The sequence below is a fragment of the Streptococcus oralis genome (assembly GCF_023109195.1).
GTDB lineage: Bacteria > Bacillota > Bacilli > Lactobacillales > Streptococcaceae > Streptococcus > Streptococcus oralis_BV.
Genome location: NZ_JALDUB010000003.1, coordinates 40,156 through 64,503, shown reverse-complemented (window position 1 = coordinate 64,503; position 24,348 = coordinate 40,156). Strand labels below are relative to the sequence as shown.

General features: G+C 42.0%; 24 protein-coding genes. 20 read left to right on the top strand and 4 right to left on the bottom strand.

The window, feature by feature from the left end; translation table 11 throughout:
• Positions 1-50 precede the first annotated feature (50 nt).
• Positions 51-1,013 carry an asparaginase gene (locus M1F65_RS08395; RefSeq protein WP_001124809.1) on the bottom strand — a complete coding sequence of 321 codons (963 nt, stop codon included), beginning with the start codon at positions 1,011-1,013 and terminating at the stop codon, positions 51-53.
• A 65-nt stretch (positions 1,014-1,078) separates the two neighbouring features.
• Between M1F65_RS08395 and M1F65_RS08390 the strand changes: the two genes are divergently transcribed.
• Together M1F65_RS08390 and M1F65_RS08385 are read left to right on the top strand one after the other, a co-directional pair.
• Positions 1,079-2,470: a Cof-type HAD-IIB family hydrolase gene (locus M1F65_RS08390; protein WP_125328356.1), complete on the top strand. Its 1,392-nt coding sequence runs from the start codon at positions 1,079-1,081 to the stop codon at positions 2,468-2,470.
• 497 nt (positions 2,471-2,967) lie between these two features.
• Positions 2,968-4,944, top strand: a complete 1,977-nt coding sequence (locus M1F65_RS08385; protein WP_247925788.1) for a CAP domain-containing protein — start codon at positions 2,968-2,970, stop codon at positions 4,942-4,944.
• A 121-nt stretch (positions 4,945-5,065) separates the two neighbouring features.
• Here the strand turns inward: M1F65_RS08385 and M1F65_RS08380 are convergent, their stop codons facing one another.
• The gene (locus M1F65_RS08380; protein ID WP_000079161.1) at positions 5,066-5,518 is read right to left on the bottom strand and encodes a universal stress protein; all 453 of its coding nucleotides are present in this window, start codon (positions 5,516-5,518) and stop codon (positions 5,066-5,068) included.
• Between the two features lie 166 nt (positions 5,519-5,684).
• Here M1F65_RS08380 and M1F65_RS08375 point away from each other — a divergent pair, with 166 nt between their 5' ends.
• From M1F65_RS08375 to rpmH, 3 genes are all read left to right on the top strand, one after another.
• Complete coding sequence (locus M1F65_RS08375; RefSeq protein ID WP_247925787.1) at positions 5,685-5,984, top strand: hypothetical protein; 300 nt, start codon at positions 5,685-5,687, stop codon at positions 5,982-5,984.
• A gap of 144 nt (positions 5,985-6,128) precedes the next feature.
• Positions 6,129-7,343, top strand: coding sequence for a pyridoxal phosphate-dependent aminotransferase (locus M1F65_RS08370; RefSeq protein WP_247925786.1), 1,215 nt, complete (start codon positions 6,129-6,131; stop codon positions 7,341-7,343).
• A gap of 144 nt (positions 7,344-7,487) precedes the next feature.
• Positions 7,488-7,622: a 50S ribosomal protein L34 gene (gene rpmH, locus M1F65_RS08365; RefSeq protein ID WP_000831905.1), complete on the top strand. Its 135-nt coding sequence runs from the start codon at positions 7,488-7,490 to the stop codon at positions 7,620-7,622.
• 181 nt (positions 7,623-7,803) lie between these two features.
• Here rpmH and M1F65_RS08360 read toward each other — a convergent pair whose 3' ends face one another.
• Positions 7,804-9,648 (bottom strand): APC family permease, encoded by a 1,845-nt coding sequence (locus tag M1F65_RS08360; RefSeq protein ID WP_247925785.1) that lies wholly within the window; start codon positions 9,646-9,648, stop codon positions 7,804-7,806.
• A gap of 151 nt (positions 9,649-9,799) precedes the next feature.
• Between M1F65_RS08360 and M1F65_RS08355 the strand changes: the two genes are divergently transcribed.
• The 15 genes from M1F65_RS08355 to pflA all read left to right on the top strand — a co-directional run bounded on the left by M1F65_RS08355 (position 9,800) and on the right by pflA (position 23,336).
• A complete protein-coding gene (locus M1F65_RS08355) occupies positions 9,800-10,573 on the top strand; it encodes a TatD family hydrolase (protein ID WP_049500587.1) in 774 nt (257 codons plus the stop codon).
• Positions 10,573-11,136, top strand: a complete 564-nt coding sequence (gene rnmV, locus M1F65_RS08350; RefSeq protein WP_049500576.1) for a ribonuclease M5 — start codon at positions 10,573-10,575, stop codon at positions 11,134-11,136. Before M1F65_RS08355 ends, rnmV begins: the two co-directional genes overlap by 1 nt.
• An 11-nt stretch (positions 11,137-11,147) precedes the next feature.
• On the top strand, positions 11,148-12,002 hold the full coding sequence (locus M1F65_RS08345; RefSeq protein WP_049500574.1) for an SDR family NAD(P)-dependent oxidoreductase: 855 nt from the start codon (positions 11,148-11,150) through the stop codon (positions 12,000-12,002).
• 234 nt (positions 12,003-12,236) lie between these two features.
• Complete coding sequence (locus tag M1F65_RS08340) at positions 12,237-13,628, top strand: SseB family protein (RefSeq protein WP_049500572.1); 1,392 nt, start codon at positions 12,237-12,239, stop codon at positions 13,626-13,628.
• 7 nt (positions 13,629-13,635) lie between these two features.
• Complete coding sequence (locus M1F65_RS08335; RefSeq protein ID WP_049500571.1) at positions 13,636-13,932, top strand: hypothetical protein; 297 nt, start codon at positions 13,636-13,638, stop codon at positions 13,930-13,932.
• A 157-nt stretch (positions 13,933-14,089) separates the two neighbouring features.
• Positions 14,090-14,920, top strand: coding sequence for a dimethyladenosine transferase (locus M1F65_RS08330; RefSeq protein ID WP_247925784.1), 831 nt, complete (start codon positions 14,090-14,092; stop codon positions 14,918-14,920).
• Between the two features lie 12 nt (positions 14,921-14,932).
• On the top strand, positions 14,933-15,805 hold the full coding sequence (rsmA, locus tag M1F65_RS08325; RefSeq protein WP_247925783.1) for a 16S rRNA (adenine(1518)-N(6)/adenine(1519)-N(6))-dimethyltransferase RsmA: 873 nt from the start codon (positions 14,933-14,935) through the stop codon (positions 15,803-15,805).
• A 1-nt stretch (position 15,806) separates the two neighbouring features.
• Positions 15,807-16,685, top strand: coding sequence for a ribosome small subunit-dependent GTPase A (gene rsgA / locus M1F65_RS08320; protein WP_084944898.1), 879 nt, complete (start codon positions 15,807-15,809; stop codon positions 16,683-16,685).
• Between the two features lie 10 nt (positions 16,686-16,695).
• Complete coding sequence (gene rpe, locus M1F65_RS08315; protein WP_247925782.1) at positions 16,696-17,352, top strand: ribulose-phosphate 3-epimerase; 657 nt, start codon at positions 16,696-16,698, stop codon at positions 17,350-17,352.
• Positions 17,315-17,977, top strand: a complete 663-nt coding sequence (locus tag M1F65_RS08310) for a thiamine diphosphokinase (protein WP_247925781.1) — start codon at positions 17,315-17,317, stop codon at positions 17,975-17,977. The genes rpe and M1F65_RS08310 overlap by 38 nt, the downstream gene beginning before the upstream one ends.
• A gap of 1 nt (position 17,978) precedes the next feature.
• Entirely contained in the window at positions 17,979-19,235 is a 1,257-nt protein-coding gene (locus M1F65_RS08305; protein WP_084936800.1) for a DNA recombination protein RmuC, read from the top strand.
• Complete coding sequence (locus tag M1F65_RS08300; RefSeq protein WP_084936802.1) at positions 19,225-20,166, top strand: 3'-5' exoribonuclease YhaM family protein; 942 nt, start codon at positions 19,225-19,227, stop codon at positions 20,164-20,166. Before M1F65_RS08305 ends, M1F65_RS08300 begins: the two co-directional genes overlap by 11 nt.
• A 104-nt stretch (positions 20,167-20,270) precedes the next feature.
• Positions 20,271-21,098, top strand: coding sequence for a pur operon repressor (purR, locus tag M1F65_RS08295; RefSeq protein ID WP_002874197.1), 828 nt, complete (start codon positions 20,271-20,273; stop codon positions 21,096-21,098).
• A 66-nt stretch (positions 21,099-21,164) separates the two neighbouring features.
• A complete protein-coding gene (locus tag M1F65_RS08290; protein ID WP_247924410.1) occupies positions 21,165-22,421 on the top strand; it encodes a diaminopimelate decarboxylase in 1,257 nt (418 codons plus the stop codon).
• Between the two features lie 120 nt (positions 22,422-22,541).
• Entirely contained in the window at positions 22,542-23,336 is a 795-nt protein-coding gene (pflA, locus tag M1F65_RS08285) for a pyruvate formate-lyase-activating protein (RefSeq protein WP_001288281.1), read from the top strand.
• Between the two features lie 71 nt (positions 23,337-23,407).
• Here the strand turns inward: pflA and yidC are convergent, their stop codons facing one another.
• Complete coding sequence (gene yidC / locus M1F65_RS08280) at positions 23,408-24,337, bottom strand: membrane protein insertase YidC (protein WP_049479479.1); 930 nt, start codon at positions 24,335-24,337, stop codon at positions 23,408-23,410.
• Positions 24,338-24,348: the final 11 nt, after the last annotated feature.

The window sequence follows — 24,348 nt, the reverse complement described above, 5'->3', positions numbered from 1 at the left end:
AAAATCAGGGAATCGTGAGATTTCCTGATTTTGTGTTCTAGAGAAGAGGTTTATCCTTCCATATAGTCTTTCAAAGCTTGTCCTTTTAGTCCAGCATTAAGGGCAATTAATAATTTGAGGCGCGCTTTTTGAGCGTTGAGTTCTTTGACAAAGAAAACACCAGCTTGTTGCAACTGTACCCCTCCACCTTGGTAGGCGTAGACAGGTTCAGCAATACCATTAAAACAACGTGAGACCAAGGCGACTGGAATCCCTTTTTGCAGGAGATTTTCCAACTTTTGAGCTGTTTCTTTGGGAACATTGCCTGCTCCAAAGGCCTGAATAACTAAGCCATCCAGCTGTTCCAAGTCTAACATATCAATCAGCTCGTCTGTCATACCGGCATAGGCTGAGATGATGGGAACTAGACCTTGAATATGTTCGAGATCAAACCGGACACGAGGTTCAGCTGTTTTGAAGTAGAGGATTTCTTGCTTCATGATAAGGCCAAGTGGTCCATGTGTTGGGGTTTGAAAGGTGCTGACATTGGTCGTATGAGTTTTGGTAACATACTTGGCTGCGTGGATCTCATCGTTCATGACGACCAGCACACCCTTGTCGGCTGCTTTATCATCACTGGCAACTCGTAAAGCGCTCAGATAGTTATAAACACCATCGCTACCAAGTTCGTTTGAACTACGCATGGCACCTGTTAGAACGATGGGGATGGGCGGAATTTTCATGGTATCAAGGAAGTAAGCTGTTTCTTCTAAGGTATCTGTACCATGTGTGATGACAACTCCATCGTAGTTATCAGCTTCCTCTTTAATCTTATGATAGAGTGCAAGCATATGCTTGGGTTTGATATGAGGGCTTGGCAGATTAAAAAAGTCTAGGGCATGAACCTCAATCCCTTCAAGCGGATTGGAAACATGGTTCATGGGATTTTCCTGGCTAGTTACAACGGCACCAGTGGCGTCTGCTTGCATGGAAATAGTCCCACCTGTATGTAAAACAAGGATTTTCTTAGGCATGATTTAGTCACTCTTTCTGAAATGTGGTATAATCATTGTAACACAAAAGGGGAGAATGGGACAGGATGGAAGTCAAGGCTGTTTTTTTTGATATCGATGGAACGCTAGTCAACGATCGCAAGAGTGTTTTGAAATCCACTAAGGACGCGATTAAGATTGTCAAAGAGCAAGGAGTGCTTGTTGGAGTAGCGACAGGACGAGGGCCGTTTTTTGTCAAGGAATTGATGGAAGACTTGGACCTAGACTTTGCGGTGACCTACAATGGCCAATACATTTTTAATAAAGAAAAGGTGCTCTTTGCAAGTCCGATTGCTAAGTCAAGCCTGCGTCAACTGATTGCTTACGCTAAAAAGGAGCGTAAAGAAATCGCTCTTGGAACCGAGCATGCCGTTGTTGGTTCGAAGATTATGTCATTTGGTCTCGGCTCCTTTTCACAACTGGTTAGTCGTTTTATTCCGACTGTGCTGACAAGAACCGTTAGCCGTTCCTTTAATCGAATGGTTAGCAAGGCAGTTCCTCAAAAGGAAGACGACCTGCTTAACTTGATTAATCAACCCATTTATCAAGTTTTGATGCTGATGACGCCAGAAGAATCTGAGAAGGCAGCAAGTGATTTTGAAGATTTGAAATTAACTCGAAGCAATCCTTTTGCAGCAGATATCATTAACCAAGGAAATTCCAAACTAGAAGGCATTCGCCGAGTCGGGAAAGAATATGGCTTTGATCTCAACCAAGTCATGGCCTTTGGTGATTCAGACAACGATCTGGAAATGTTAGCGGGTGTTGGTATGTCGGTTGCTATGGGAAATGGCAGTAGCAGTGTCAAAGAAGTTGCCAAGCATATTACGGCAAGTAATCAACAAGATGGTATCCACAAGGCGCTCGAGCACTTTGGTGTTTTGGCTTCAGAAAAAGTGTTTGTCAGTCGAGACTACCACTTTAATAAGGTCAAGACCTTCCACCACATGATGGATGAACGAACTCAAGAAGAGCCACAGGCATGGGATGTTGAAGGTGCAACCCACCGCGCAGACTTTAAAATTGAAGAATTAGTAGAGTTTGTTCGCGCAGCAAGTTCTTCGGAGGAAGAATTCCAAGACTCCCTTGCAAGCATGCATGAGGCACTTGATAAAGCGGCAGAGAAAGTGGCGAAAAAGACACCTGCTAAGCAAAATCTGGTCGGTCAAGTGGATGCTTTGATTGACACACTGTATTTTACATACGGTAGTTTTGTTTTGATGGGAGTAGACCCAGAACGCATTTTTGATATTGTCCATGAAGCGAATATGGGGAAGGTTTTCCCTGATGGAAAAGCTCATTTTGACCCAGTTACACACAAGATTTTAAAGCCAGATGACTGGGAAGAAAAATATGCTCCAGAACCTGCCATCCGACAGGAACTACAACGTCAGTTTAAAGCTTATGAGCGACATAAAGAAAGAAAAAATAAAAAATAAGAGAAAATTCTTTTCCCTGGATGAAAAATTCGGGGATTTTTTGAGCGGAAAAACCGAACAATTTTATATATATCACTAATTATTATTAGCATATTTATACTATAAAAAGAAAAGAAAAAAATGAAAAGATAGTGAAAATAAAATAACAGGAAATTACATTTCTTACAAAGAATAGTTAAAAAGCTAGATATATTACTAATATATCTAGCTTTTCTTTTAAAAAAACATCAAAAAAAGACAAGTCAAATTATTTGATATTTGAAAGTTGATGTGTTAGAATAAATTCAGAAAGCGAATAAATATAAAATCCTCATACTACTACAATATGCTCTTTTTTAAGACAGAGAGTCAACTTGTTTATTTCAGGCCTGTTAACAAGTTGATGTGAGGAGTTCACTCTAGCTTTGAGGTTTAGTTATAAAATTGTGCACAATTGCTTTCCAAATTTTTATTATTTTAATTTTCAAGTTTAAAAATTAAAGAATTAAGAGGTTGAAATGAAGAAAAAATATACCTATTTGACAGCTTCTGTTTTAACAGCTGTAACAATGCTTCCAACTTTTGCACCAAGTGAAGCTCACGCTGCTTACAATTGGAATGGAAATAATAGTTACTATACAAGAACTAGCCGTCGTTCAAGCAATCGTACTTCTAACCGTACTACTGCAAATCGTAGCCGTACATCAAACTATACTGTAAGAAGTTACGGCTACAATAGTTATTACCCAAGCTATAACTATGGCTACAATAGCTACTACCCAAGCTATAACTATGGATATGGTAGCTATTACCCAAGTTACAACTATGGTTACAATAATTGGAATAACTACTATGGCTATGGCAACAGTAGCAACTACTATGGTTATAACTATTGGAATAATTACAACAACCTTGCTAGCGATGAAAACTATATTTACTGGAATGGCAATCACTACTACCGTATGAACGACGGTAGCTACCGTATTTATCGTAATGGTCAGTGGAAACCTTTGACAAACAATAGTAATAACAACTCATCTACTAACAACTTGGAAAACGATCCTCACTATCGTTACGAAAATGGGTACCATTACTATGTATTGGACAATGGTGATTATTACTACTACCAAAATGGTAAGTGGGTCTTGGTGAAAGATTCTGCTGCTCCAACACCAGCACAACCGGCAACACCTGCTGAACCAAAACCAGAACAACCAACAACTCCGGTTGAGCCAGCACAACCAAGTCAACCTGAAGTTCCTGCTCCAACACCAGCAGAACCAGAGACTCCAACACCAGCACCTAGTGATAAACCTGAAGAGCCGACAACACCAACTGAGCCACAACCAGCACAACCAGCAACTCCAAGTGTTGACCTACCAGAAAATCCACCAATTAATGGTGCTGATAGTGAATTTGATCCATTCAAGCCATCAACAGAAACGCCAGTAGAACCAAAACCAGAAACACCAGCAACTCCAGCTATCCCAACAACACCAGGTTTGGTAACGACTGATGAACCAAGTGAAAACCAAATCCCTGATTATGTTGAAAAACCAGCTGAAGGATTGGAACACTTGGCTTGGGCACCAAATGGACACACTCCAAAATTGGTTTACCCACCAGGTAAACCAGGTGATGCAGTCCTCAAGAATGATAAAAACTACTACTTCGACGGTAGTGCACATTACTACTATGTACCATCTAACTCAGAGCGTACAGGTTACTCAGCATACTGGAAGTGGCTTGGAGGAAAATGGAAACTTCAAGGGATGACTGATCCAAACGATCCAGCTCGTGATCCAAAACTTCACGAAAACACTGCTGATGACGAGTACATGTACAGTGACAAGAACTCTAGCGTGAAACTTTACTCAACTAACTTGGTAACGACTGCTAAAGCAGGTCAAGCATTGCCATTCAAGAATGTTGAAGAGTTCAAAAACTATGTCATCGAAAAAATGAATCCTAAGTTCCTTGATAACTCTGGTTGGGATGCTAAAGCTGAGTGGGAAATCGAAGATCCAGAAATCTTTGAGAAGACGAAAGAAAACCCATACGCTAAGGACTATGTCTTGATTGCAAATCTCAAGAGTGGTGTCGAAGACAAGAAATACAGTGATGTAGAATTTGGTTATGTGAAGTTTGTTTACCGTGTTGAAGCAACAAACGATACAAACTATGACTATGTTTCAAAAGCGAAAGAAGCTTTCGCTAAAATCAATGAAGAGCGTAAAGCTCAAGGATTGAAAGAATTGACTTGGTCTGAAGACATTTATCAAAATCAAGCACTTCCAAAAGTAAATGAAATTTCACGTCAATACGATAGCACAGGCTTTGTAGGACGTCGTGATGAAGATGCTGCTGTTGTCGTTAAGAAATGGGCAAACAGTGGTTTGAGAGACTTGCTTCTCGATCCGAATGTCACTGAAGGAGCTGTAGCAGCAGTAGTTGATGGAAACGGTGTATACTACTGGGCATACAGTTACAAATAATTCAATCTTTTGAGATTGACTACTTTCTAAATAAGATAGAGGCTTTAAACAATTGATTAAAGCCTTTTTCTGACCCAATCAGGACAAACAAAAAGGAGCTCAAGGCTCCCTTTTTTAATGACTACAATGTTTTTTCTCTTTCTCTCACGACTAGCAAATCGACTTTTGCATGGCGGAGAATGTACTCAGATGAAGAACCAACCAAGAGGCGTTCAAAGGCATTGAGCCCTGTTGCACCAACGAGAATCAGGTCGACATTTTCTGCGTCTGGAATAGTACGGGCAAGGAGGGTTTTTGGATTTCCCATTTCGATGACGATGTGAATATCGGTCACACCAGCATCTCTTGCGCGCTTTTCGTACTCCTTCATCAGACTTTCAGCATCAACTTGGAGTTCTTCGTAAACTTCAGCATCAAAGGTAGACACGCTTTGAAGAGCGCGTGTGTCAATAACATGGGCAATGGTGAGTTTGGATTCGTTGCGTAGTGCAGTGTAAACACCTTTGACGAAAGCCAAGTCTGCTTCTTTAGAACCATCAATTGCGACCATAACATTTTGGTAACGTTGTGCCATAATGAAACCTCCTGAAATTTTCTTACTGTTATTGTAACCCTTTTCACTAAAGAAGTAAAGTAAAAATCATATTTAAATAAATATTATTGGAGATTCAATTTGGTGGAGATATGTTAAAATAAAAGAAAACGGGATAGCAGAAAACACAGTAGGGGGATGAGAAAGTATGAAAGATTCTGTTCAAGCTTCTAAAAAAATAAGTTTTCTTTATCATGGAATTATCCTTGTGTCACTTGTAGGAGAAGTAGTGATGCTTTGGCAGCTAGAAAGAGTCGTACCCGTTCTCTATCCAGGTTTTGTTGCTTTTCTTCTCTTTCACTTAGTCTACCACATCATTTTATTTGTGATTGCAAAGAGAAGTTGTCGCTTGGACTATTTGGTCACGTGGGGGCTCTTTCTCATGTTTAATCTTTTGTATGATTCTTTTATAGCGCTGATCTTTCTAGGTTTGTCTTTTGGTATGTGAGAAAATACTTCTGTATTCTAGTTGTTTAGACGGTGAGAACCTAGTCGTTGTGAGTTTTTTTCTTTGCTTGCTCATTTCAGGAAACTTGTCGCAATCCCTTTCTAGTGGTATAATGTTACTATCTCTATGAATTGAGGAAACAAGATGAAAGAATATAACAAGTCTAGTAAGTTAGAGCACGTTGCCTATGATATCCGTGGTCCTGTTTTGGAAGAAGCTATGCGGATGCGAGCAAACGGAGAAAAGATTTTACGTCTGAATACAGGAAATCCAGCAGAATTTGGCTTTACAGCGCCAGACGAGGTCATTCATGACTTGATTATGAATGCGCGTGATAGTGAGGGATATTCTGATTCCAAAGGGATTTTCTCAGCCCGCAAGGCCATCATGCAGTATTGCCAACTGAAGAAATTTCCCAATGTAGACATTGATGATATCTACCTTGGAAATGGTGTCAGTGAGCTGATTGTTATGTCCATGCAAGGGCTTTTGGATAATGGCGATGAGGTCTTGGTGCCTATGCCAGACTATCCTCTCTGGACAGCCGCGGTCAGCCTAGCTGGAGGAAATGCCGTTCACTATATCTGTGATGAAGCTGCAGAATGGTACCCAGATATTGACGATATTAAGTCAAAAATTACTTCCAATACCAAGGCAATCGTTCTTATCAATCCGAACAACCCAACTGGAGCCCTTTATCCTAAGGAACTCTTGTTGGAGATTATTGAGATTGCTCGTCAAAACGATTTGATCATCTTTGCGGATGAGATTTATGATCGCATGGTGATGGATGGGCATGTGCATACGCCTGTGGCTAGCTTGGCACCAGATGTTTTCTGTGTCAGCATGAATGGTCTGTCAAAATCTCACCGTATCGCTGGGTTCCGTGTAGGATGGATGGTCTTGTCTGGTCCTAAGCACCATGTCAAGGGCTATATCGAAGGTCTCAATATGCTGTCCAATATGCGTCTTTGCTCTAACGTTTTGGCCCAGCAAGTCGTACAAACTTCACTAGGTGGGCACCAGTCAGTGGATGAATTGCTCCTTCCTGGTGGACGGATCTATGAGCAAAGAAACTTCATTTACAATGCTATTCAAGATATCCCAGGTTTGTCTGCGGTCAAGCCGAAGGCAGGTCTTTATATCTTCCCTAAAATCGATCGCAATATGTACCGCATCGATGATGATGAACAGTTCGTTCTTGATTTCTTGAAGCGGGAAAAGGTTCTCTTGGTTCATGGTCGTGGTTTTAACTGGAAGGAACCAGACCATTTCCGTATCGTTTACCTTCCTCGTGTGGACGAATTGGCGCAAATCCAAGAAAAGATGACACGTTTCTTGAGCCAGTATCGTAGATAAGGCTTTCATAGGGAAAAGCAGGAAACATTTCCTTAGAGCTATTGACAAATAGGTCAGAATCAGATAGAATAGTAAAGTATGTTTAGTAACTGATCACTTTATAGCCGGCTAAACGAATACAAAATCTATGAGGAGGTATTCATCGTGAAACGTACTTATCAACCAAGTAAACTTCGTCGTGCGCGCAAACACGGATTCCGTAACCGTATGTCAACTAAAAACGGTCGTCGCGTATTGGCAGCTCGTCGTCGTAAAGGACGCAAAGTTTTGGCTGCATAATCCAAACGAATTCAACAAAGAAGTCAGTAGGAACTCGAGTCTACTGGCTTTTCTTTTTATCCTACATAGTGAACTGTCCACGAAATTTTCAATTTCAAATGGAACTCATGGAGGGCTCTTTTAAAAGGTCATATACAAAAAACTCAAAACCAGATATAAGTTACTGATTTTGAGTTTTTGTTTATTCTTTTAAGTGATAAGAGTAGCTAGCGATAACGACGTCTTCATGCCATCTGAGAGCGTATTTTAGTTTGAGGCTCATTTGATTGTGCAGGATATTTTGCCAAGGCTTGTTAGGGATAAACTGTGGGACAAGGACTGTAACAGTGTAGTTTTTTTGCTTAGCTTCTTGGGCGATTCGTTTGACATACTTAACGCTAGGGGTGATGATGTCGCGGTAGCTAGTATTGATATTCTTCAGAGTGATATTTGGGAAGTAATCGGCAAATTCCTGAAGAATTTCTTGGTCTTTTTCTGCCGTTTCTTTAGTAGAAATGTGCATGGCTAACACTTCGTCACCGATACTTTGAGCGTAGTTAATGGCTCCAACACTTACTCGAGTAACATTTCCTACTAGGACGAGAACCAGATTGCCGTCGTAAGTGCACTTTTCAATTCCTTCGTAGAGTCGCAGTTGTTTTGCCACTTTTTGGTAATGGCTGTGAATGGACAAAAAGAGGAAGGTTAGAACTAGGATAATTGGGAAGAATGGCCAGATATCACCCAGTCTGAAGAGGAGTAAAATGAGGACAATAGCATAACAAATGATGGCCCCTAGGATATTAGCAAAGGCAGGTTTTAAGAAGTTTGCTCCTTTTTCCTTTTTCCAATGACGAATCATCCCAGTCTGAGAAAGGGCAAAGGGAACGAAGACCCCGATAGTATAAAGAGGAATCAAGCGTTCAGTATTCCCGTTAAAAATGAGAAGAAGGATCATAGCTCCAAAAGCCAGAGTTAAGATACCGTTGGAGTAGCCAAGGCGATCCCCTTTTTCCATAAAGAGATGGGGCATGTACTTGTTTTTAGCCATATTGTAAGCCAGCATAGGGAAGGCTGAAAAGCCAGTATTTGCAGCTACAGCTAGAATCAAGGCTGTTGAGAACTGGAAGAGATAGTAGCTAGCATGACCAAAGAATGAATCACCAAGAATGCCCTTGGCCATTTGCGAGAGGATGGTTTCTCCATTTTGAGGTGTGATGCCCATCCAGTAGTTTAGGAAGGTAATGCCTGCAAAAAGAAATCCTAAAATCAAGGACATGATGGTCAGGGTCTGAGCAGCATTCTTTTCTTTCGGAGTTTTGAAAAATGGTACCGCATTTGAAATAGCCTCAACCCCTGTCAGAGAGGCAGAGCCACTGGTAAAGGCTCTCAATAGGAGAACGATGGAAAGGCTCGGAACGGTTTGCCCAATGGTTGAAGTCGCCTGATAGTTTAGGGAACCTGTAAATAGTTGAAAGAACCCATAAAGCAAGAGAAAGACGGTACTGAAGATAAAGAGGTAGACGGGAATCATCAGAGAGCTGGCAGATTCTTTCAATCCTCTTAAATTCAAGAGCATGAGCAGGCAGACTAGGAAAATAGAGATATGAAGATTGTAGGGATGGAGGGCAGGGATGGCTGCTGTAATAGCATCAGCTCCAGACGCAACGGATACGGCTACTGTCAGCATATAGTCAACAAGGAGGCTGCCCCCTGCAATCAAGCCTAGTTCAGGGGAGAGATTTTCCCGAGTGACCATATAAGCTCCTCCACCTTGAGGATAGGCGTGAATAATTTGACGATAGGAAATGGTCAAACTAGCGAGGAGTAAGAGGACAAAAATACCGATAGGGAGGCTCCACCAAATAGCGAGAGGAGAGAGACTGACTAAAACGAGAATGACTTGTTCGGGTCCATAGGCAATAGAAGACAGGGCATCACTGGATAACATTGCAAGTGCCTGCATTTTTCCCAACAATCCCCCTTCACCGTCTGTGAGAGACTTGAGTGGTCGACCGATAAAGGTATATTTTAATTTTCTAAACATTTTCTTTTCCTTTGCTGAAAATTTCAATAAGTGTTATTATACTGCTTTGAAAAAAGGCAGTCAAGGGAGAATGATCGGTATTAGAATATTTTTACAAGCCGGGGGATGCTATTTTTGGTATAATAGATGGAAGAAAATGAGGTTAGAAGAGATGATTTTTGATACGCACACACATTTAAATGTAGAAGAATTTGCAGGACGTGAGGCCGAAGAAATCGCCTTGGCTGCTGAGATGGGTGTGACACAGATGAATATTGTTGGTTTTGATAAGCCAACCATTGAACGAGCCCTGGAGTTGGCAGATGAGTATGAGCAACTCTACGCAACTATTGGCTGGCATCCGACGGAAGCAGGGACTTACACAGATGAGGTCGAAGCTTACTTGCTTGAAAAACTAAAACATCCCAAGGTTGTTGCCTTGGGGGAGATTGGTCTGGACTACCATTGGATGACAGCACCTAAGGAAGTACAGGAGCAGGTTTTTCGTCGTCAGATTCAGTTGTCTAAGGATTTGAATTTGCCTTTTGTGGTCCATACCCGTGATGCGCTAGAAGATACTTATGAGATTATCAAGGGTGAGGGCGTTGGTCCTCGTGGTGGGATTATGCATTCATTTTCAGGCTCTTTGGAGTGGGCTGAGAAGTTTGTCGAGCTTGGAATGACTATTTCTTTCTCAGGTGTGGTGACCTTTAAAAAAGCGACGGATATCCAAGAGGCTGCTAGGGAACTTCCTTTGGACAAGATTTTGGTAGAGACGGATGCCCCTTACCTAGCTCCTGTTCCTAAACGTGGCCGTGAAAACAAAACAGCCTACACACGCTATGTGGTGGACTTTATCGCCGACTTGCGTGGGATGACGACTGAGGAGTTAGCCGCAGTAACAACTGCAAATGCAGAGCGTATCTTTGGATTGGACAGAAAGTGATGAAAGAAAAAATTTCCCAAGTCATCGTGGTTGAAGGTCGCGATGATACGGCCAATCTCAAACGTTACTTTGATGTAGAGACCTATGAAACACGAGGTTCTGCAATAAATGACCAGGATATAGAGCGGATTCAGCGCCTGCATGAACTGCATGGAGTCATTGTCTTTACAGATCCAGATTTTAATGGGGAGCGGATTCGTCGCATGATTATGACGGCCATTCCAACAGTACAGCATGCCTTTCTCAAGCGAGATGAGGCTGTTCCCAAATCTAAGTCCAAGGGACGTTCTCTGGGAATCGAACACGCCAGCTATGAAGATCTAAAAACAGCGCTGACTCAGGTGACAGAGCAATTTGAAAACGAGAACGAGTTTGACATCAGTCGTGGTGACTTGATTCGACTAGGTTTCTTGGCGGGAGCGGACAGTCGTAGGCGCCGAGAGTATCTAGGCGAACAGCTCCGCATCGGCTATTCCAACGGCAAGCAACTCCTCAAGCGGTTGGAGTTATTTGGGATAACCTTGGCAGAAGTGGAAGAAGTGATGGCTAAGTATTCAGACTAACGGAGTCAGAAATGAAAAAAGTGATTATTACGGGTGGCAATAGTGGTATTGGCTACCAGTCTGCTAAACAGTTGGCTGAAAAGGGTTGGTCGGTAACTCTCTTTTGTAGACGGAAAGAAGCTGCTGAGCAAGCCTGTGAGGAAATCTGCCAACAAACAGGAAATCCGCATGTAGATTATATCTTGGCTGATTTATCTGATTTGGAGAGTATCAAGAAAGCGGTAGAACAGTATATCCAAAAGGAAGAGACTTTAGATGTTTTAATGAACAATGCAGCTGACTTTGATTTGTCAGTCAAAAAGCCCATCCTGACTAGGGAGGGATTAGAAAAGCAATTTGCGACCAATGTTGTCGCCCCTTTCTTGCTTTCTATCTTGTTGAAAGGTTTGTTGGAAAAATCTGAGCGTGGCCGAATTATTAATATTTCTTCCCAAGGGCTGATGCTTTATCCTTTCATGAAGCTTGATTTTGAAAATTTAACTGGTCAAAAACATTATAGTCCTGCCAAGACCTATTATCAGAATAAACTGGCCTTGTTGATGCTGTCGCTTTATATGCGGAAACATTGGAAAGGTATCAAAATTCAGGCAATCCGTGTGACCAATGTCAAAGTTGATATGCGCCGCTATGATCACCTCAGCGCTTTTATGAAAAATTTGTATAAAATCAAGTCAAGATTTTCAATTAGTCCTGAAGAAATGGCCAAAGTCTACACAGTCTTATCTACAGAAGATGGCCATGACGGTTTTCTGTATGACGAGAAATGCAGGGAAGTAAAAGCAAATAGATCTGCTTACGAAGAAGAGGAGCAAGCAAAACTCTATTTCTTACTTGAACAACTGACATTTTCAAGAGACAATCTATAAAGAATTAGAAAAATAAATTTTATGCTTACTTCAATAGTGGAAAGAAATTTAGATATCGAAATCTGTTTGGAGAGTCCTGAAAAGTGATAACAATAACCAGATAACCCGAAAATATAAGGGGAATGTGTTACAATAGAGGTAATAGCATATGCTTCAACTATGCTCAATACCATGCCTGATAAAAAAAGATAATTGATAAAATCAGCACTTGGGTGAAATTAATGAGGAAAAGCAATGGGAATTTTTGATTTTTTTAAAAAGACAGAAGCACAGAAGACAACAGAAGAAACCAAAGGAGATGCTTGTCTAGGAGTTTTGGGGTTCTTTCCAATGAAAGAAAAGAGGGAATTACTGATTGCTGCGACTTTGGAAGGGAGTTTGACAGTTGGTGATCGTCTTCAGTTTTGCAATCCTGATCAAGGTATGGATACTCTTGAAACTGTAGTTGTAAAAAAACTTACTTGCCAAAACAAAGATGTGAATTCCCTTAGCGATGAGGAGTTAGTTTATCTAGAAATCGATATGCTTCCCTCTCTAGCTAAGTTAAAAAAGGGAAGTGTGCTCTATAGTCCTGGTGTAGATGAAAAAAAGCGTTTATCTAGCTATGCTTATGCTCTCTATCGAGCTTTTGTGACTATTCAAGAAGGTAAAGTAAGCGATGAGGACTATCAGAACCTTAGTCTTGATGATAGTATCGAAATTTTACAGGCTTTTTTATGGGATTGTCGTCAAAAACCAAAAAGTGAAGAGAGCAATCAAGAAAATACTCGTAAGTCAGAGCGTCTAGCAGAAATTGTCAAGGACAAGTTGCTAGAAGCAGATTCGATTTATGCAGTTTATTCAGAAAATACTGGGGAACCTTATCTTTTCTCAACTACATATGATAGAGGTGACGAAGGCTATCTATGCACTGACCCGATGATTATGCTATTTACCCCTCGTTGGTATCATCAGTATAAGGAAACAATTGAAAACCAATTAAAAGTGGTAAAACGGATTGAAAATACGGAAGATAAAAAAGGAATTGAGAATTTTCTTGGAACAGCCTTTTACTTGAATGGTGCTTTAGGAGCATTCTTTAATACCAAAGAAGTTAGTATAAGTTCTTCTATTTTAGTTCAAAAACCAGATTTTTCAGGCTTGCCAGAGATACAAGTTCCTGTTATGAACCCTGATATTGTGAGATGGATGCTTTTGATGGGACAGATGGATAGACCGACTACAGAAGAGGAAGAATTAATTTATAAACTCTATTATAAGTTCTTTTCAATGGCAATGCCAAAAGCTAAATTCCTTCTTCCTATAAATGCATCATCAGGATTTCCTGAACCTAGTCAGGAAAGTAATGCTCATGTTTTAGAAGAATCTGCTACATTTAATCTTCCGACTAGAGAAGGAAAAAATGGACGAAATTCGGTTTCAGTTTTTACGGATTGGAAACGTTTGCGAATGGTTTTCGATGAAAATTGGAGCGCTATGATTGAAAACGCTGGAGGCATGATTGAAATCTTTGACTATGCCATTAACCAGACTGAGTATTATAAAGCGGGTGTTTATGTCAGTGACAAAGCGTTTAAAGAAATGCAACAGTTCAGTGAGGAACTAGAAGGAAGAGCTAAAGGTTGATCAAGGGATGAAAATAATCGTTGATAGAGAGTCTATCTGTATGGGTGATGATGTTCTGCCTCACAAGGTAGAACTTGAAGTTCCTGAGGACATAACAGTAGAGGAATTTTGTGATTTTCTTCAAAAGGACAGATATTTGCCTAGATTGGATACAGAGTGGCTTCTCCGACATGGTGGGCAGACAATAACAAGCTATCATACAGAAACAAAAGAACTGACGAATCCCAATATCTATTTAAAAGACCTGATTCATCAGACTTCTAGAGGAAACGAATTTGTTTGGATATATCGCCGTTCCTATTAGAAAAGAGAATAAATGATTTTCTTAAAAGATAATGAATGAAAATTAGAACAATATGCATTGATTTTTTGACAACAAGAGGCAATCTAAACAGTTGGCCCTGTTTGGAGTGACTTTGACGGAAGGCAAAGCCTTCATAAAAATGGTGAAAGGAAACGATATGGCAAATAGAAGCTATATTTATTTAAAAAACGGGAAAGACGTACGTATTTTAACAGAGGGAGTTTACACCATTCCTTATTTTTGGCAATTATTTTGGGATGAAAAAGATGTGCGAATGCCTAATATTCTATGGAAAAAATTTAATATCTTACTTCCTATTGAAAAATTTCAGAAAAAGGCCACCCAAAACCGCTCCTTTTTAGAAAAGAACGCTCCTCAGACCTTGCAACTATATGATGATTTTGTTCGCTATATTCTTGCAAATGTCAAAGCAGGTGACATGCTAGGATTTGATGTTTTAGAAGTTGCTGACATGGATGGATTGACTACAGCTTCGCGTAAGCTTATAAAAAATATCCGAGCCATTCAGGAAAATCAACCCCAAGAATTGGATTTTTCTTTAACAGAAAAGAACGTAATTTGGTCTGCTATGGGATTTCCTGATTATTATGCCTCAAAATTATTGCCAGAAGATAATATTCTAGACTCGGTTGCATACCAAGATGAGTTGAAGAAAATGCAAGGCCCAAAAGATAATCAAGAACAAGACCAAGAAGAAAAACAAGCACAAGGTCGAGAAGAGAATCAAAAACAAGACCAAGAAGAAAAACAAGCACAGGATCAAGAAGAGAGCCAAGAAAAACATCAAGAAGACGAGCAAGCGCAAGGCCAAGAAAATGAGCAAGCACCACGCAAAGAAGATGAGCAAGTGCTCGATGAGACCGGTGTCGAATCTAAAGATGACGAGTACCATATACCTTTGAGATTTTGGTTTCTCTTGGTGTTGGTAATTGTTTGGGTTTATAGATTGTTTTTAGCTAACAAATAGAAAAGAGAATAAATGAGAATTGCAGATTATAGCGTGACCAAGGCAGTGCTGGAGCGTCACGGTTTTACCTTTAAAAAGTCCTTCGGGCAAAATTTCCTGACGGATACCAATATCCTTCAAAAAATCGTGGATACGGCTGAAATTGATGATCAGGTTAATGTCATTGAAATTGGGCCAGGAATTGGTGCTTTGACGGAGTTTTTGGCTGAGCGTGCGGCAGAGGTTATGGCCTTTGAGATTGACCACCGTTTGGTACCGATTTTAGCAGATACTCTGCGTGATTTTGACAATGTGACAGTGGTCAACGAGGACATTCTCAAAGTTGACTTGGCGCAACATATCCAGAGTTTCAAAAATCCAGACCTACCAATCAAGGTAGTAGCCAACTTGCCTTACTACATTACGACTCCTATTCTCATGCACTTGATCGAGAGTGGCATTCCCTTTAGTGAGTTTGTCGTCATGATGCAAAAAGAAGTGGCGGACCGTATCTCAGCACAGCCAAATACCAAGGCTTATGGTAGTTTGTCTATTGCTGTGCAGTATTACATGACAGCTAAGGTTGCCTTCATCGTGCCTCGTACGGTCTTTGTGCCAGCACCAAATGTGGATTCAGCCATCTTGAAAATGGTGCGCCGTCCAGAGCCAGCCGTAGCAGTGAAAGATGAGCAGTTCTTCTTTAAGGTTTCCAAGGCTAGTTTCACTCATCGTCGCAAGACCTTGTGGAACAACTTAACAGGCTACTTTGGGAAAACTGATGAAGTCAAGGACAAACTGACCAAGGCTTTGGATCAGGCAGGCTTGTCTCCATCTGTGCGTGGTGAAGCTCTTAGCTTGGCAGAATTTGCTAGTCTGGCAGATGCGCTTAAAGGACAAGGACTCTAAGATGCAGGGACAAATCATTAAAGCCTTGGCGGGCTTCTATTATGTGGAGAGTGATGGCCAAGTCTATCAGACACGCGCGCGTGGAAATTTCCGCAAAAAAGGTCATACGCCCTATGTTGGGGATTGGGTAGATTTTTCTGCAGAGGAAAATTCCGAAGGTTATATCCTCAAGATTCATGAACGGAAAAACAGTCTGGTCCGTCCGCCTATTGTCAATATTGACCAAGCCGTGGTGATCATGTCCGTCAAGGAACCTGATTTTAACAGCAATTTGATGGATCGGTTCTTGGTTCTTCTAGAACACAAGGGCATCCATCCCATCGTCTATATTTCCAAAATGGATTTGCTGGAAGATAGTGAAGAATTAAGTTTTTACCAACAAACCTATCGTGCCATTGGTTATGACTTTGTGACCAGTAAAGAGGAACTCCTGCCCCTGTTGACAGGAAAAGTGACGGTCTTTATGGGGCAGACAGGTGTTGGAAAATCAACACTCCTCAATAAAATCGCACCAGATCTCAATCTTGAAACAGGAGAGATCTCAGACAGTCTAGGTCGTGGTCGCCATACCACTCGAGCTGTTAGTTTTTACAATCTCAATGGGGGTAAAATCGCGGACACGCCAGGATTTTCATCACTGGATTATGAAGTGTCAACGGCTGAAGACCTCAATCAGGCCTTTCCAGAGATTGCCAGTGTCAGTCGAGACTGTAAATTCCGTACTTGTACCCATACCCATGAACCGTCCTGTGCGGTTAAGCCAGCTGTAGAAGAAGGAACCATTGCAACCTTCCGTTTTGACAACTACCTGCAATTTCTCAGTGAGATTGAAAATCGCAGAGAAACCTACAAAAAAGTCAGCAAAAAAATTCCAAAATAAGGAGAAACAGATGTCTCAATACAAGATTGCTCCGTCAATTCTGGCAGCAGATTATGCCAACTTTGAACGAGAAATTAAACGTCTAGAAGCAACTGGGGCTGAATATGCCCATATCGATATTATGGATGGTCACTTTGTACCACAAATCAGTTTTGGTGCCGGTGTGGTTGAAGCTCTTCGCCCCCATAGCAAGATGGTCTTTGACTGCCACTTGATGGTCGCTAATCCAGAGCATCATTTAGAGGACTTTGCGCGTGCAGGTGCAGATATCATCAGCATTCATGTCGAAGCAACGCCTCATATCCATGGGGCTCTTCAAAAAATTCGTTCTCTTGGTGTCAAACCTTCTGTTGTCATTAACCCTGGTACGCCTGTGGAGGCAATCAAGCACGTTCTTCACCTAGTTGACCAAGTCTTGGTCATGACAGTGAATCCTGGATTTGGTGGGCAAACTTTTCTGCCTGAAACCATGGACAAGGTTCGTGAGTTGGTTGCCCTTCGTGAGGAAAAAGGTTTGAGCTTTGAGATTGAAGTCGATGGCGGTATTGATGACCAAACCATTGCTCAAGCCAAAGAAGCTGGAGCAACCGTTTTTGTAGCAGGGTCTTATGTCTTTAAGGGAGATGTCAATGAACGAGTGCAAACTCTCAGAAAACAACTGGACTAGGGTTGCTGTTTTTGCCGGCGGAGATCGCGGTCATTATCGGACGAATTTTGATTGCTTTGTCGGTGTGGATCGTGGCTCACTCTGGGTCTTGGAAGAAGACCTGCCTCTCGCTCTAGCAGTTGGGGATTTTGATTCGGTGACTGCAGAAGAGCGTCAGTTGATTCAAAAACGTACCCAACATTTTGTTCAAGCTCAGCCAGAAAAAGATGATACGGATCTGGAATTGGCTCTCTTGACCATCTTTGAGCAAAATTCTCAGGCTCAGGTGACTATTTTTGGGGCTTTGGGTGGTCGTATTGATCATATGCTGGCCAATGTCTTTCTGCCTAGCAATCCCAAGTTGGCCCCCTATATGCGCCAAATCGCGATTGAGGATGGGCAAAATGTGATTGCCTATTGTCCAGAAGGGACCAGTCGGCTTCAACCACGTTTAGACTATGACTATCTAGCCTTTATGCCAGTTCGGGATAGCCAGCTGACTATTCTTGGTGCCAAGTACGAATTGACAGAGGAAAATTTTTTCTTTAAAAAAGTGTACGCTTCTAACGAATATATAGATAGGGAAGTTTCGGTAACTTGCCCAGATGGCTATGTAGTCGTGCTACATAGCAAGGACAGGAGGTAGGATGGAGACTGTATTACTACTATTATTAATTGCCAACCTAGCTGGACTCTTTCTCATTTGGCAAAGGCAAGATAAGCAAGACAAGTACCTAGCCAAGAGTTTGGAGGATCAAGCAGACAATCTTTCAGATCAACTGGATTATCGCTTTGAACAAGCCAGACAAGCCAGTCAGCTAGATAAAAAAGACTTGGAAGTGGCTGTCAGCGACCGTTTGCAAGAAGTGCGAATGGAGTTGCACCAAGGCCTGACGCAAGTCCGTCAAGAAATGACAGATAATCTTTTGCAAACTAGAGACAAGACTGACCAACGCCTTCAAGCCCTGCAGGAGTCCAATGAGCAACGCTTGGAACAAATGCGCCAAACGGTCGAAGAAAAGCTAGAAAAGACCTTGCAGACGCGCTTGCAGGCTTCCTTCGAGACAGTTTCCAAGCAACTAGAGTCTGTCAACCGTGGTCTTGGAGAGATGCAGACAGTTGCCCGTGATGTCGGTGCCCTCAATAAGGTTCTCTCTGGAACCAAAACGAGAGGCATTCTGGGAGAATTGCAACTGGGGCAAATCATCGAAGACATCATGACTCCTGCCCAGTACGAACGAGAATTTGCAACGGTTGAGAACTCCAGTGAACGAGTAGAGTATGCCATCAAGTTACCTGGCCAAGCCAATCAAGAATATGTCTACTTACCGATTGACTCCAAGTTTCCACTGGCAGATTATTACCGCTTAGAAGAAGCTTATGAAGCAGGCGATAAGGACGAGATTGAACGTTGTCGCAAGTCACTTTTAGCAAGCGTCAAGCGCTTTGCCAAGGATATCAAGAGCAAGTATCTGGCGCCGCCTCGAACGACCAATTTTGGAGTCTTGTTTGTTCCAACAGAAGGACTTTACTCAGAAATCGTCCGCAATCCGGTCTTCTTTGATGATTTGAGACGGGAGGAGCAGATTATTGTCGCGGGTCCAAGTACCCTATCGGCCTTGCTTAACTCCCTATCAGTTGGCTTCAAAACTCTCAATATCCAAAAGAGTGCTGACCATATCAGCAAGACCCTAGCTAGTGTCAAGACCGAGTTTGGCAAGTTCGGAGGCATTCTGGTCAAGGCGCAAAAGCATCTCCAACATGCCTCTGGCAATATTGATGAATTATTAAACCGTCGTACTACAGCTATCGAGCGGACGCTCCGTCACATTGAGTTATCAGAAGGTGAGCCTGCGCTTGATCTACTCCATTTCCAAGAAGATGAGGAAGAATATGAAGATTAGTCACATGAAAAAAGATGAGCTGTTTGAAGGTTTTTACCTGATTAAGTCAGCTGACCTGAGACAGACGCGTGCTGGGAAAAATTACCTAGCCTTTACCTTCCAAGACGATAGTGGCGAGATTGAAGGGAAACTCTGGGATGCCCAACCTCATAACGTCGAGGCCTTTACCGCAGGGAAAGTGGTCCACATGCAGGGGCGCAGAGAAGTTTATAACAACACTCCTCAAGTCAATCAAATCACGCTTCGTTTACCTCAACCTGGGGAACCCAATGATCCAGCTGACTTCAAGGTTAAATCTCCGGTTGATGTCAAGGAGATTCGTGACTACATGTCACAAATGATTTTCAAGATTGAAAATCCTGTCTGGCAGCGTATCGTTCGTAGTCTCTACACCAAGTATGATAAGGAATTCTACTCCTATCCGGCTGCCAAGACCAACCACCACGCCTTTGAAACAGGTTTAGCCTATCATACAGCAACCATGGTGCGCTTGGCAGATGCCATCAGTGAGATTTATCCTCAGCTCAACAAGAGCCTCCTCTATGCGGGAATTATGTTGCATGACTTGGCCAAGGTTCTAGAACTCAGCGGTCCTGATCAGACGGAGTACACAGTGCGAGGCAATCTCATCGGTCATATCGCCCTCATCGATAGCGAAATTACCAAGACAGTTATGGAACTCGGTATCGATGATACTAGAGAAGAAGTGGTGCTACTGCGCCATGTCATCCTCAGTCATCATGGCTTGCTGGAGTATGGAAGTCCAGTCCGTCCACGCATTATGGAGGCAGAAATTATCCATATGATTGACAATCTAGATGCCAGCATGATGATGATGTCAACAGCTCTAGCTTTGGTGGATAAAGGAGAGATGACCAATAAAATCTTTGCTATGGACAATCGTTCCTTCTATAAACCAGATTTAGATTAATAATTTAAGAAAAACGAGCATTTTTTACGCAATAATGTTCGTTTTTTTATGTGAATGTGGTATAATGGATAAAATATCAAAATTAAATGGAATGGTAAATAAAAATGAAATTAAGAAGAAGTGATCGGATGGTTGTCATTTCCAACTATTTGATTAATAATCCATACAAACTAACAAGTCTCAACACCTTTGCAGAAAAGTACGAATCTGCTAAATCATCGATTTCAGAGGACATCGTGATTATCAAGCGTGCCTTTGAGGAAATCGAAATCGGTCATATTCAGACTGTAACTGGAGCAGGTGGTGGCGTTATCTTTACACCATCAATCTCGAGTCATGAAGCCAAAGAAATGATCGCCGACTTACGTGATAAACTTTCAGAAAGCGACCGTATCTTGCCAGGTGGCTACATCTATCTGTCTGATCTGCTTAGTACACCTGCCATTTTGAAAAATATTGGGCGTATCATTGCCAAGAGCTTTATGGACCAAAAAATCGATGCCGTTATGACAGTAGCAACAAAAGGTGTGCCACTCGCAAATGCAGTTGCCAATGTCCTCAATGTTCCATTTGTCATTGTGCGCCGTGATTTGAAAATTACCGAAGGTTCAACGGTCAGCGTCAACTATGTTTCAGGTTCCAGCGGTGACCGCATTGAGAAAATGTTCCTTTCAAAACGCAGTCTCAAGGCAGGCAGTCGTGTCTTGATCGTGGATGACTTCTTGAAAGGTGGCGGAACTGTCAACGGGATGATTAGTCTCTTGCGTGAGTTTGATTCAGAATTGGCTGGTGTTGCAGTCTTTGCAGACAATGCCCAAGAAGAACGTGAAAAGCAGTTTGATTACAAGTCACTCTTGAAAGTAACCAATATTGATGTTAAGAACCAATCCATCGATGTTGAGATTGGAAATATCTTTGACGAAGACAAATAAGAGATAGAACTAAAGGTTGGAACGATTGTCCCAGCCTTTCTTTGCAAACAGAATAGAAGGATGCTTATGAAAACACCATTTATCAGCCGTGAAGATTTAGAAACAATTGTTGCAGAGTTCCCGACTCCCTTTCACTTGTATGATGAGAAGGGGATTCGTGAAAAAGCAAGAGCAGTCAACCAGGCCTTTTCTTGGAATAAGGGATTCAAAGAATATTTTGCCGTCAAGGCCACTCCAACCCCAGCCATCTTGAAAATCCTCCAAGAGGAAGGTTGTGGTGTGGACTGTTCTAGTTATGTGGAACTTTTGATGAGCCATAAACTGGATTTCCCCGGTTCTGAGATCATGTTCTCATCAAACAATACGCCAGACCAAGAGTACGCTTATGCGCGTGAATTGGGTGCAACTATTAACTTGGATGCCTTTGAAGATATTGAACATCTGGAGCGTGCAGCAGGTATTCCAGAAATCATCTCTTGTCGTTACAATCCTGGAGGCGTTTTTGAGCTAGGAACAGATATCATGGACAATCCTGGAGAAGCCAAGTTTGGCATGACCAAGGACCAGCTTTTTGAAGCCTTTGCAGTTTTAAAGGAAAAAGGAGCCAAGACATTTGGGATTCACTCTTTCCTAGCATCCAATACTGTCACCCATCTCTACTACCCAGAGTTGGCGCGTCAGCTTTTTGAATTGGCTGTTGAAATCAAGGAAAAGTTGGGTATTTCGTTAGACTTTATCAATCTTTCCGGCGGTATTGGTGTCAACTATCGTCCTGAGCAGGAGCCAAATGACATTGCTGTGATTGGTGAGGGAGTTCGTAAGGTTTATGAGGAAGTCCTTACGCCAGCAGGTCTTGGTCAGGTTAAAATTTTCACCGAATTGGGCCGCTTTATGTTAGCCCCTCACGGAGCTTTGGTCACAAGAGTCACTCATAAGAAAAAAACTTACCGTACCTATCTAGGTGTGGATGCTTCAGCAGTCAACCTCATGCGTCCAGCCATGTATGGGGCCTACCACCATATCACTAATCTTACTCATCCAGATGAACCTGTTGAGGTGGTAGACGTGGTCGGTTCACTCTGTGAAAACAATGATAAATTTGCAGTGAACCGCGAACTACCTCATACAGAAATCGGTGATTTGCTAGTGATTCATGATACAGGTGCACATGGATTCTCCATGGGTTACCAGTATAATGCCAAACTACGCTCGGCAGAAATCCTCTATACCGAAGAAGGCAAAGCCCGCCAAATCCGCCGTGCAGAGCGCCCTGAGGACTATTTCGCAACCTTATATGGTTTTGATTTTGAACCAGATCACTAAAAGGGAATGAAAATGAAAGTGAAAAACAGATTGCTTTCTAAAAAATAGACAAAAAACCTTGTTTTTCATCTCACTCGTGATATAATAAAACTATAAAACGGTTTCAAGGAAGGTGACGATATGTCTGAAGAAACAATTGACTATGGACAAGTGACAGGAATGGTGCATTCGACAGAGAGTTTTGGGGCGGTAGATGGCCCTGGGATTCGGTTTATTGTCTTTTTGCAGGGCTGTCACATGCGTTGCCAGTACTGCCATAACCCAGACACATGGGCTATGGAGACCAATAAATCACGCGAACGGACAGTAGACGATGTCTTGACAGAAGCCCTTCGCTACCGTGGTTTCTGGGGAGACAAGGGAGGAATCACTGTCAGTGGTGGAGAAGCCCTCTTACAGATTGATTTCCTAATTGCCCTCTTTACCAAGGCCAAGGAAAAAGGAATCCACTGTACCTTGGATACCTGTGCCCTTCCGTTCCGTAATAAACCACGTTATCTCGAAAAGTTTAATAAACTCATGGCGGTAACAGACTTGGTTCTTCTGGATATCAAGGAAATCAACGAAGAACAGCACAAGATTGTCACAAGCCAAACCAATAAAAACATCTTGGCCTGTGCCCAGTACCTATCAGATATCGGGAAGCCTGTTTGGATTCGCCACGTGCTGGTTCCAGGATTGACAGATAGAGATGAGGATTTGATCGAACTTGGTAAGTTTGTCAAGACCCTCAAAAATGTTGACAAGTTTGAAATCCTACCTTATCATACGATGGGAGAATTCAAGTGGCGTGAACTTGGGATTCCTTATTCGCTTGAAGGGGTCAAACCTCCAACAGCAGACCGTGTCAAGAATGCCAAGGAATTGATGGATACAGAAAGTTACCAAGATTACATGAAACGTGTTCATGGATAAAAAAGAAGCCTGATGGAGACATCGGGCTTTTGTGATGCAAAAAGACTTAGCCTCTCAGCTAAGCCTTTTTCTTATTTTCTAGAATGTTGTTTACCAGCATTGCGTTTTTTATGTTTCTTATTAGTCATGATCGCAGTTGCTTGGTTTGGAGTGACATCTTTGCGTCCGCCTCCAGTTGAAAATGAACTTGCTTTTGGTGGGTTTTTTGCAAATTCTTCACGAACTTTTTTGCGGAGTTTTGGACGAACAACATAGTTAACGATGAACTGTTGGAGAATCATCATGAAACCACCGACAACCCAGTAAAGCGTCACACTGGCTGGTGCGAAGAGGGAGAAGACGACAATCATGAGTGGACTCACGTAAATCATTCTTTTTAGTTGATCTCTTTGCATCTCGTCTTCTACTCCATGAAGTGAAAGAAGTGATTGGAGATAGTAGAGGATACCAGCGAAAGCGACAAGGAGCAGACTTGGTGAACCAAGATCGATACCCAAGAAGGTAGAGCTAGCTACCCCGTCAGTGTATTGGGCTGCAAAGTAGATAGCAGAGAAGAAAGGCATTTGAATGAGGATAGGGAAACATCCTACACCACCGAACATGCTAATGCCATGTTCTTTCTGAGCTGCAAAGAGAGCTTGTTGAGCCTCAAGTTTTTCTTCTTGAGTTGTTGCCTCTTTGAGACGTGTTTGATGTGGTTCAAGCACGTGTTTGAGGGCATTCATCTTTTCAGAGTGAAGCGTTGCCTTCCATGATTGGTAGATACCAAGTGGCAAGATAATCAAGCGCACGATGATGGTTACGATGATGATAGCCACACCAAAGCCTAGACCTTTATCAGTAGCGAAGTACTTGATAGCTTCAGCCATAGGTGCTCCGATGGTATTCCAAATCAATCCTGTAGGTTGTCCTGTGGCTTTGTCTACTTGGACACAGCCTGTCAAGACGAGTAGCATAGCCACTCCCATAGCAGAGAGGGCAAAACGTTTAATAGATTTCAATGTTTTCATTC

Coding starts and splice junctions, on each gene's coding strand:
- M1F65_RS08330 (WP_247925784.1), top strand. CDS start 14,090: ATGGCAAATAGAAGCTATATTTATTTAAAAAACGGGAAAGACGTACGT.
- M1F65_RS08375 (WP_247925787.1), top strand. CDS start 5,685: ATGAAAGATTCTGTTCAAGCTTCTAAAAAAATAAGTTTTCTTTATCAT.
- rsmA (WP_247925783.1), top strand. CDS start 14,933: ATGAGAATTGCAGATTATAGCGTGACCAAGGCAGTGCTGGAGCGTCAC.
- rnmV (WP_049500576.1), top strand. CDS start 10,573: ATGAAAGAAAAAATTTCCCAAGTCATCGTGGTTGAAGGTCGCGATGAT.
- M1F65_RS08360 (WP_247925785.1), bottom strand. CDS start 9,648: ATGTTTAGAAAATTAAAATATACCTTTATCGGTCGACCACTCAAGTCT.
- M1F65_RS08335 (WP_049500571.1), top strand. CDS start 13,636: ATGAAAATAATCGTTGATAGAGAGTCTATCTGTATGGGTGATGATGTT.
- rsgA (WP_084944898.1), top strand. CDS start 15,807: ATGCAGGGACAAATCATTAAAGCCTTGGCGGGCTTCTATTATGTGGAG.
- M1F65_RS08385 (WP_247925788.1), top strand. CDS start 2,968: ATGAAGAAAAAATATACCTATTTGACAGCTTCTGTTTTAACAGCTGTA.
- M1F65_RS08340 (WP_049500572.1), top strand. CDS start 12,237: ATGGGAATTTTTGATTTTTTTAAAAAGACAGAAGCACAGAAGACAACA.
- M1F65_RS08310 (WP_247925781.1), top strand. CDS start 17,315: ATGAACGAGTGCAAACTCTCAGAAAACAACTGGACTAGGGTTGCTGTT.
- M1F65_RS08300 (WP_084936802.1), top strand. CDS start 19,225: ATGAAGATTAGTCACATGAAAAAAGATGAGCTGTTTGAAGGTTTTTAC.
- M1F65_RS08355 (WP_049500587.1), top strand. CDS start 9,800: ATGATTTTTGATACGCACACACATTTAAATGTAGAAGAATTTGCAGGA.
- pflA (WP_001288281.1), top strand. CDS start 22,542: ATGTCTGAAGAAACAATTGACTATGGACAAGTGACAGGAATGGTGCAT.
- purR (WP_002874197.1), top strand. CDS start 20,271: ATGAAATTAAGAAGAAGTGATCGGATGGTTGTCATTTCCAACTATTTG.
- rpe (WP_247925782.1), top strand. CDS start 16,696: ATGTCTCAATACAAGATTGCTCCGTCAATTCTGGCAGCAGATTATGCC.
- M1F65_RS08290 (WP_247924410.1), top strand. CDS start 21,165: ATGAAAACACCATTTATCAGCCGTGAAGATTTAGAAACAATTGTTGCA.
- M1F65_RS08305 (WP_084936800.1), top strand. CDS start 17,979: ATGGAGACTGTATTACTACTATTATTAATTGCCAACCTAGCTGGACTC.
- M1F65_RS08390 (WP_125328356.1), top strand. CDS start 1,079: ATGGAAGTCAAGGCTGTTTTTTTTGATATCGATGGAACGCTAGTCAAC.
- M1F65_RS08395 (WP_001124809.1), bottom strand. CDS start 1,013: ATGCCTAAGAAAATCCTTGTTTTACATACAGGTGGGACTATTTCCATG.
- M1F65_RS08345 (WP_049500574.1), top strand. CDS start 11,148: ATGAAAAAAGTGATTATTACGGGTGGCAATAGTGGTATTGGCTACCAG.
- M1F65_RS08380 (WP_000079161.1), bottom strand. CDS start 5,518: ATGGCACAACGTTACCAAAATGTTATGGTCGCAATTGATGGTTCTAAA.
- M1F65_RS08370 (WP_247925786.1), top strand. CDS start 6,129: ATGAAAGAATATAACAAGTCTAGTAAGTTAGAGCACGTTGCCTATGAT.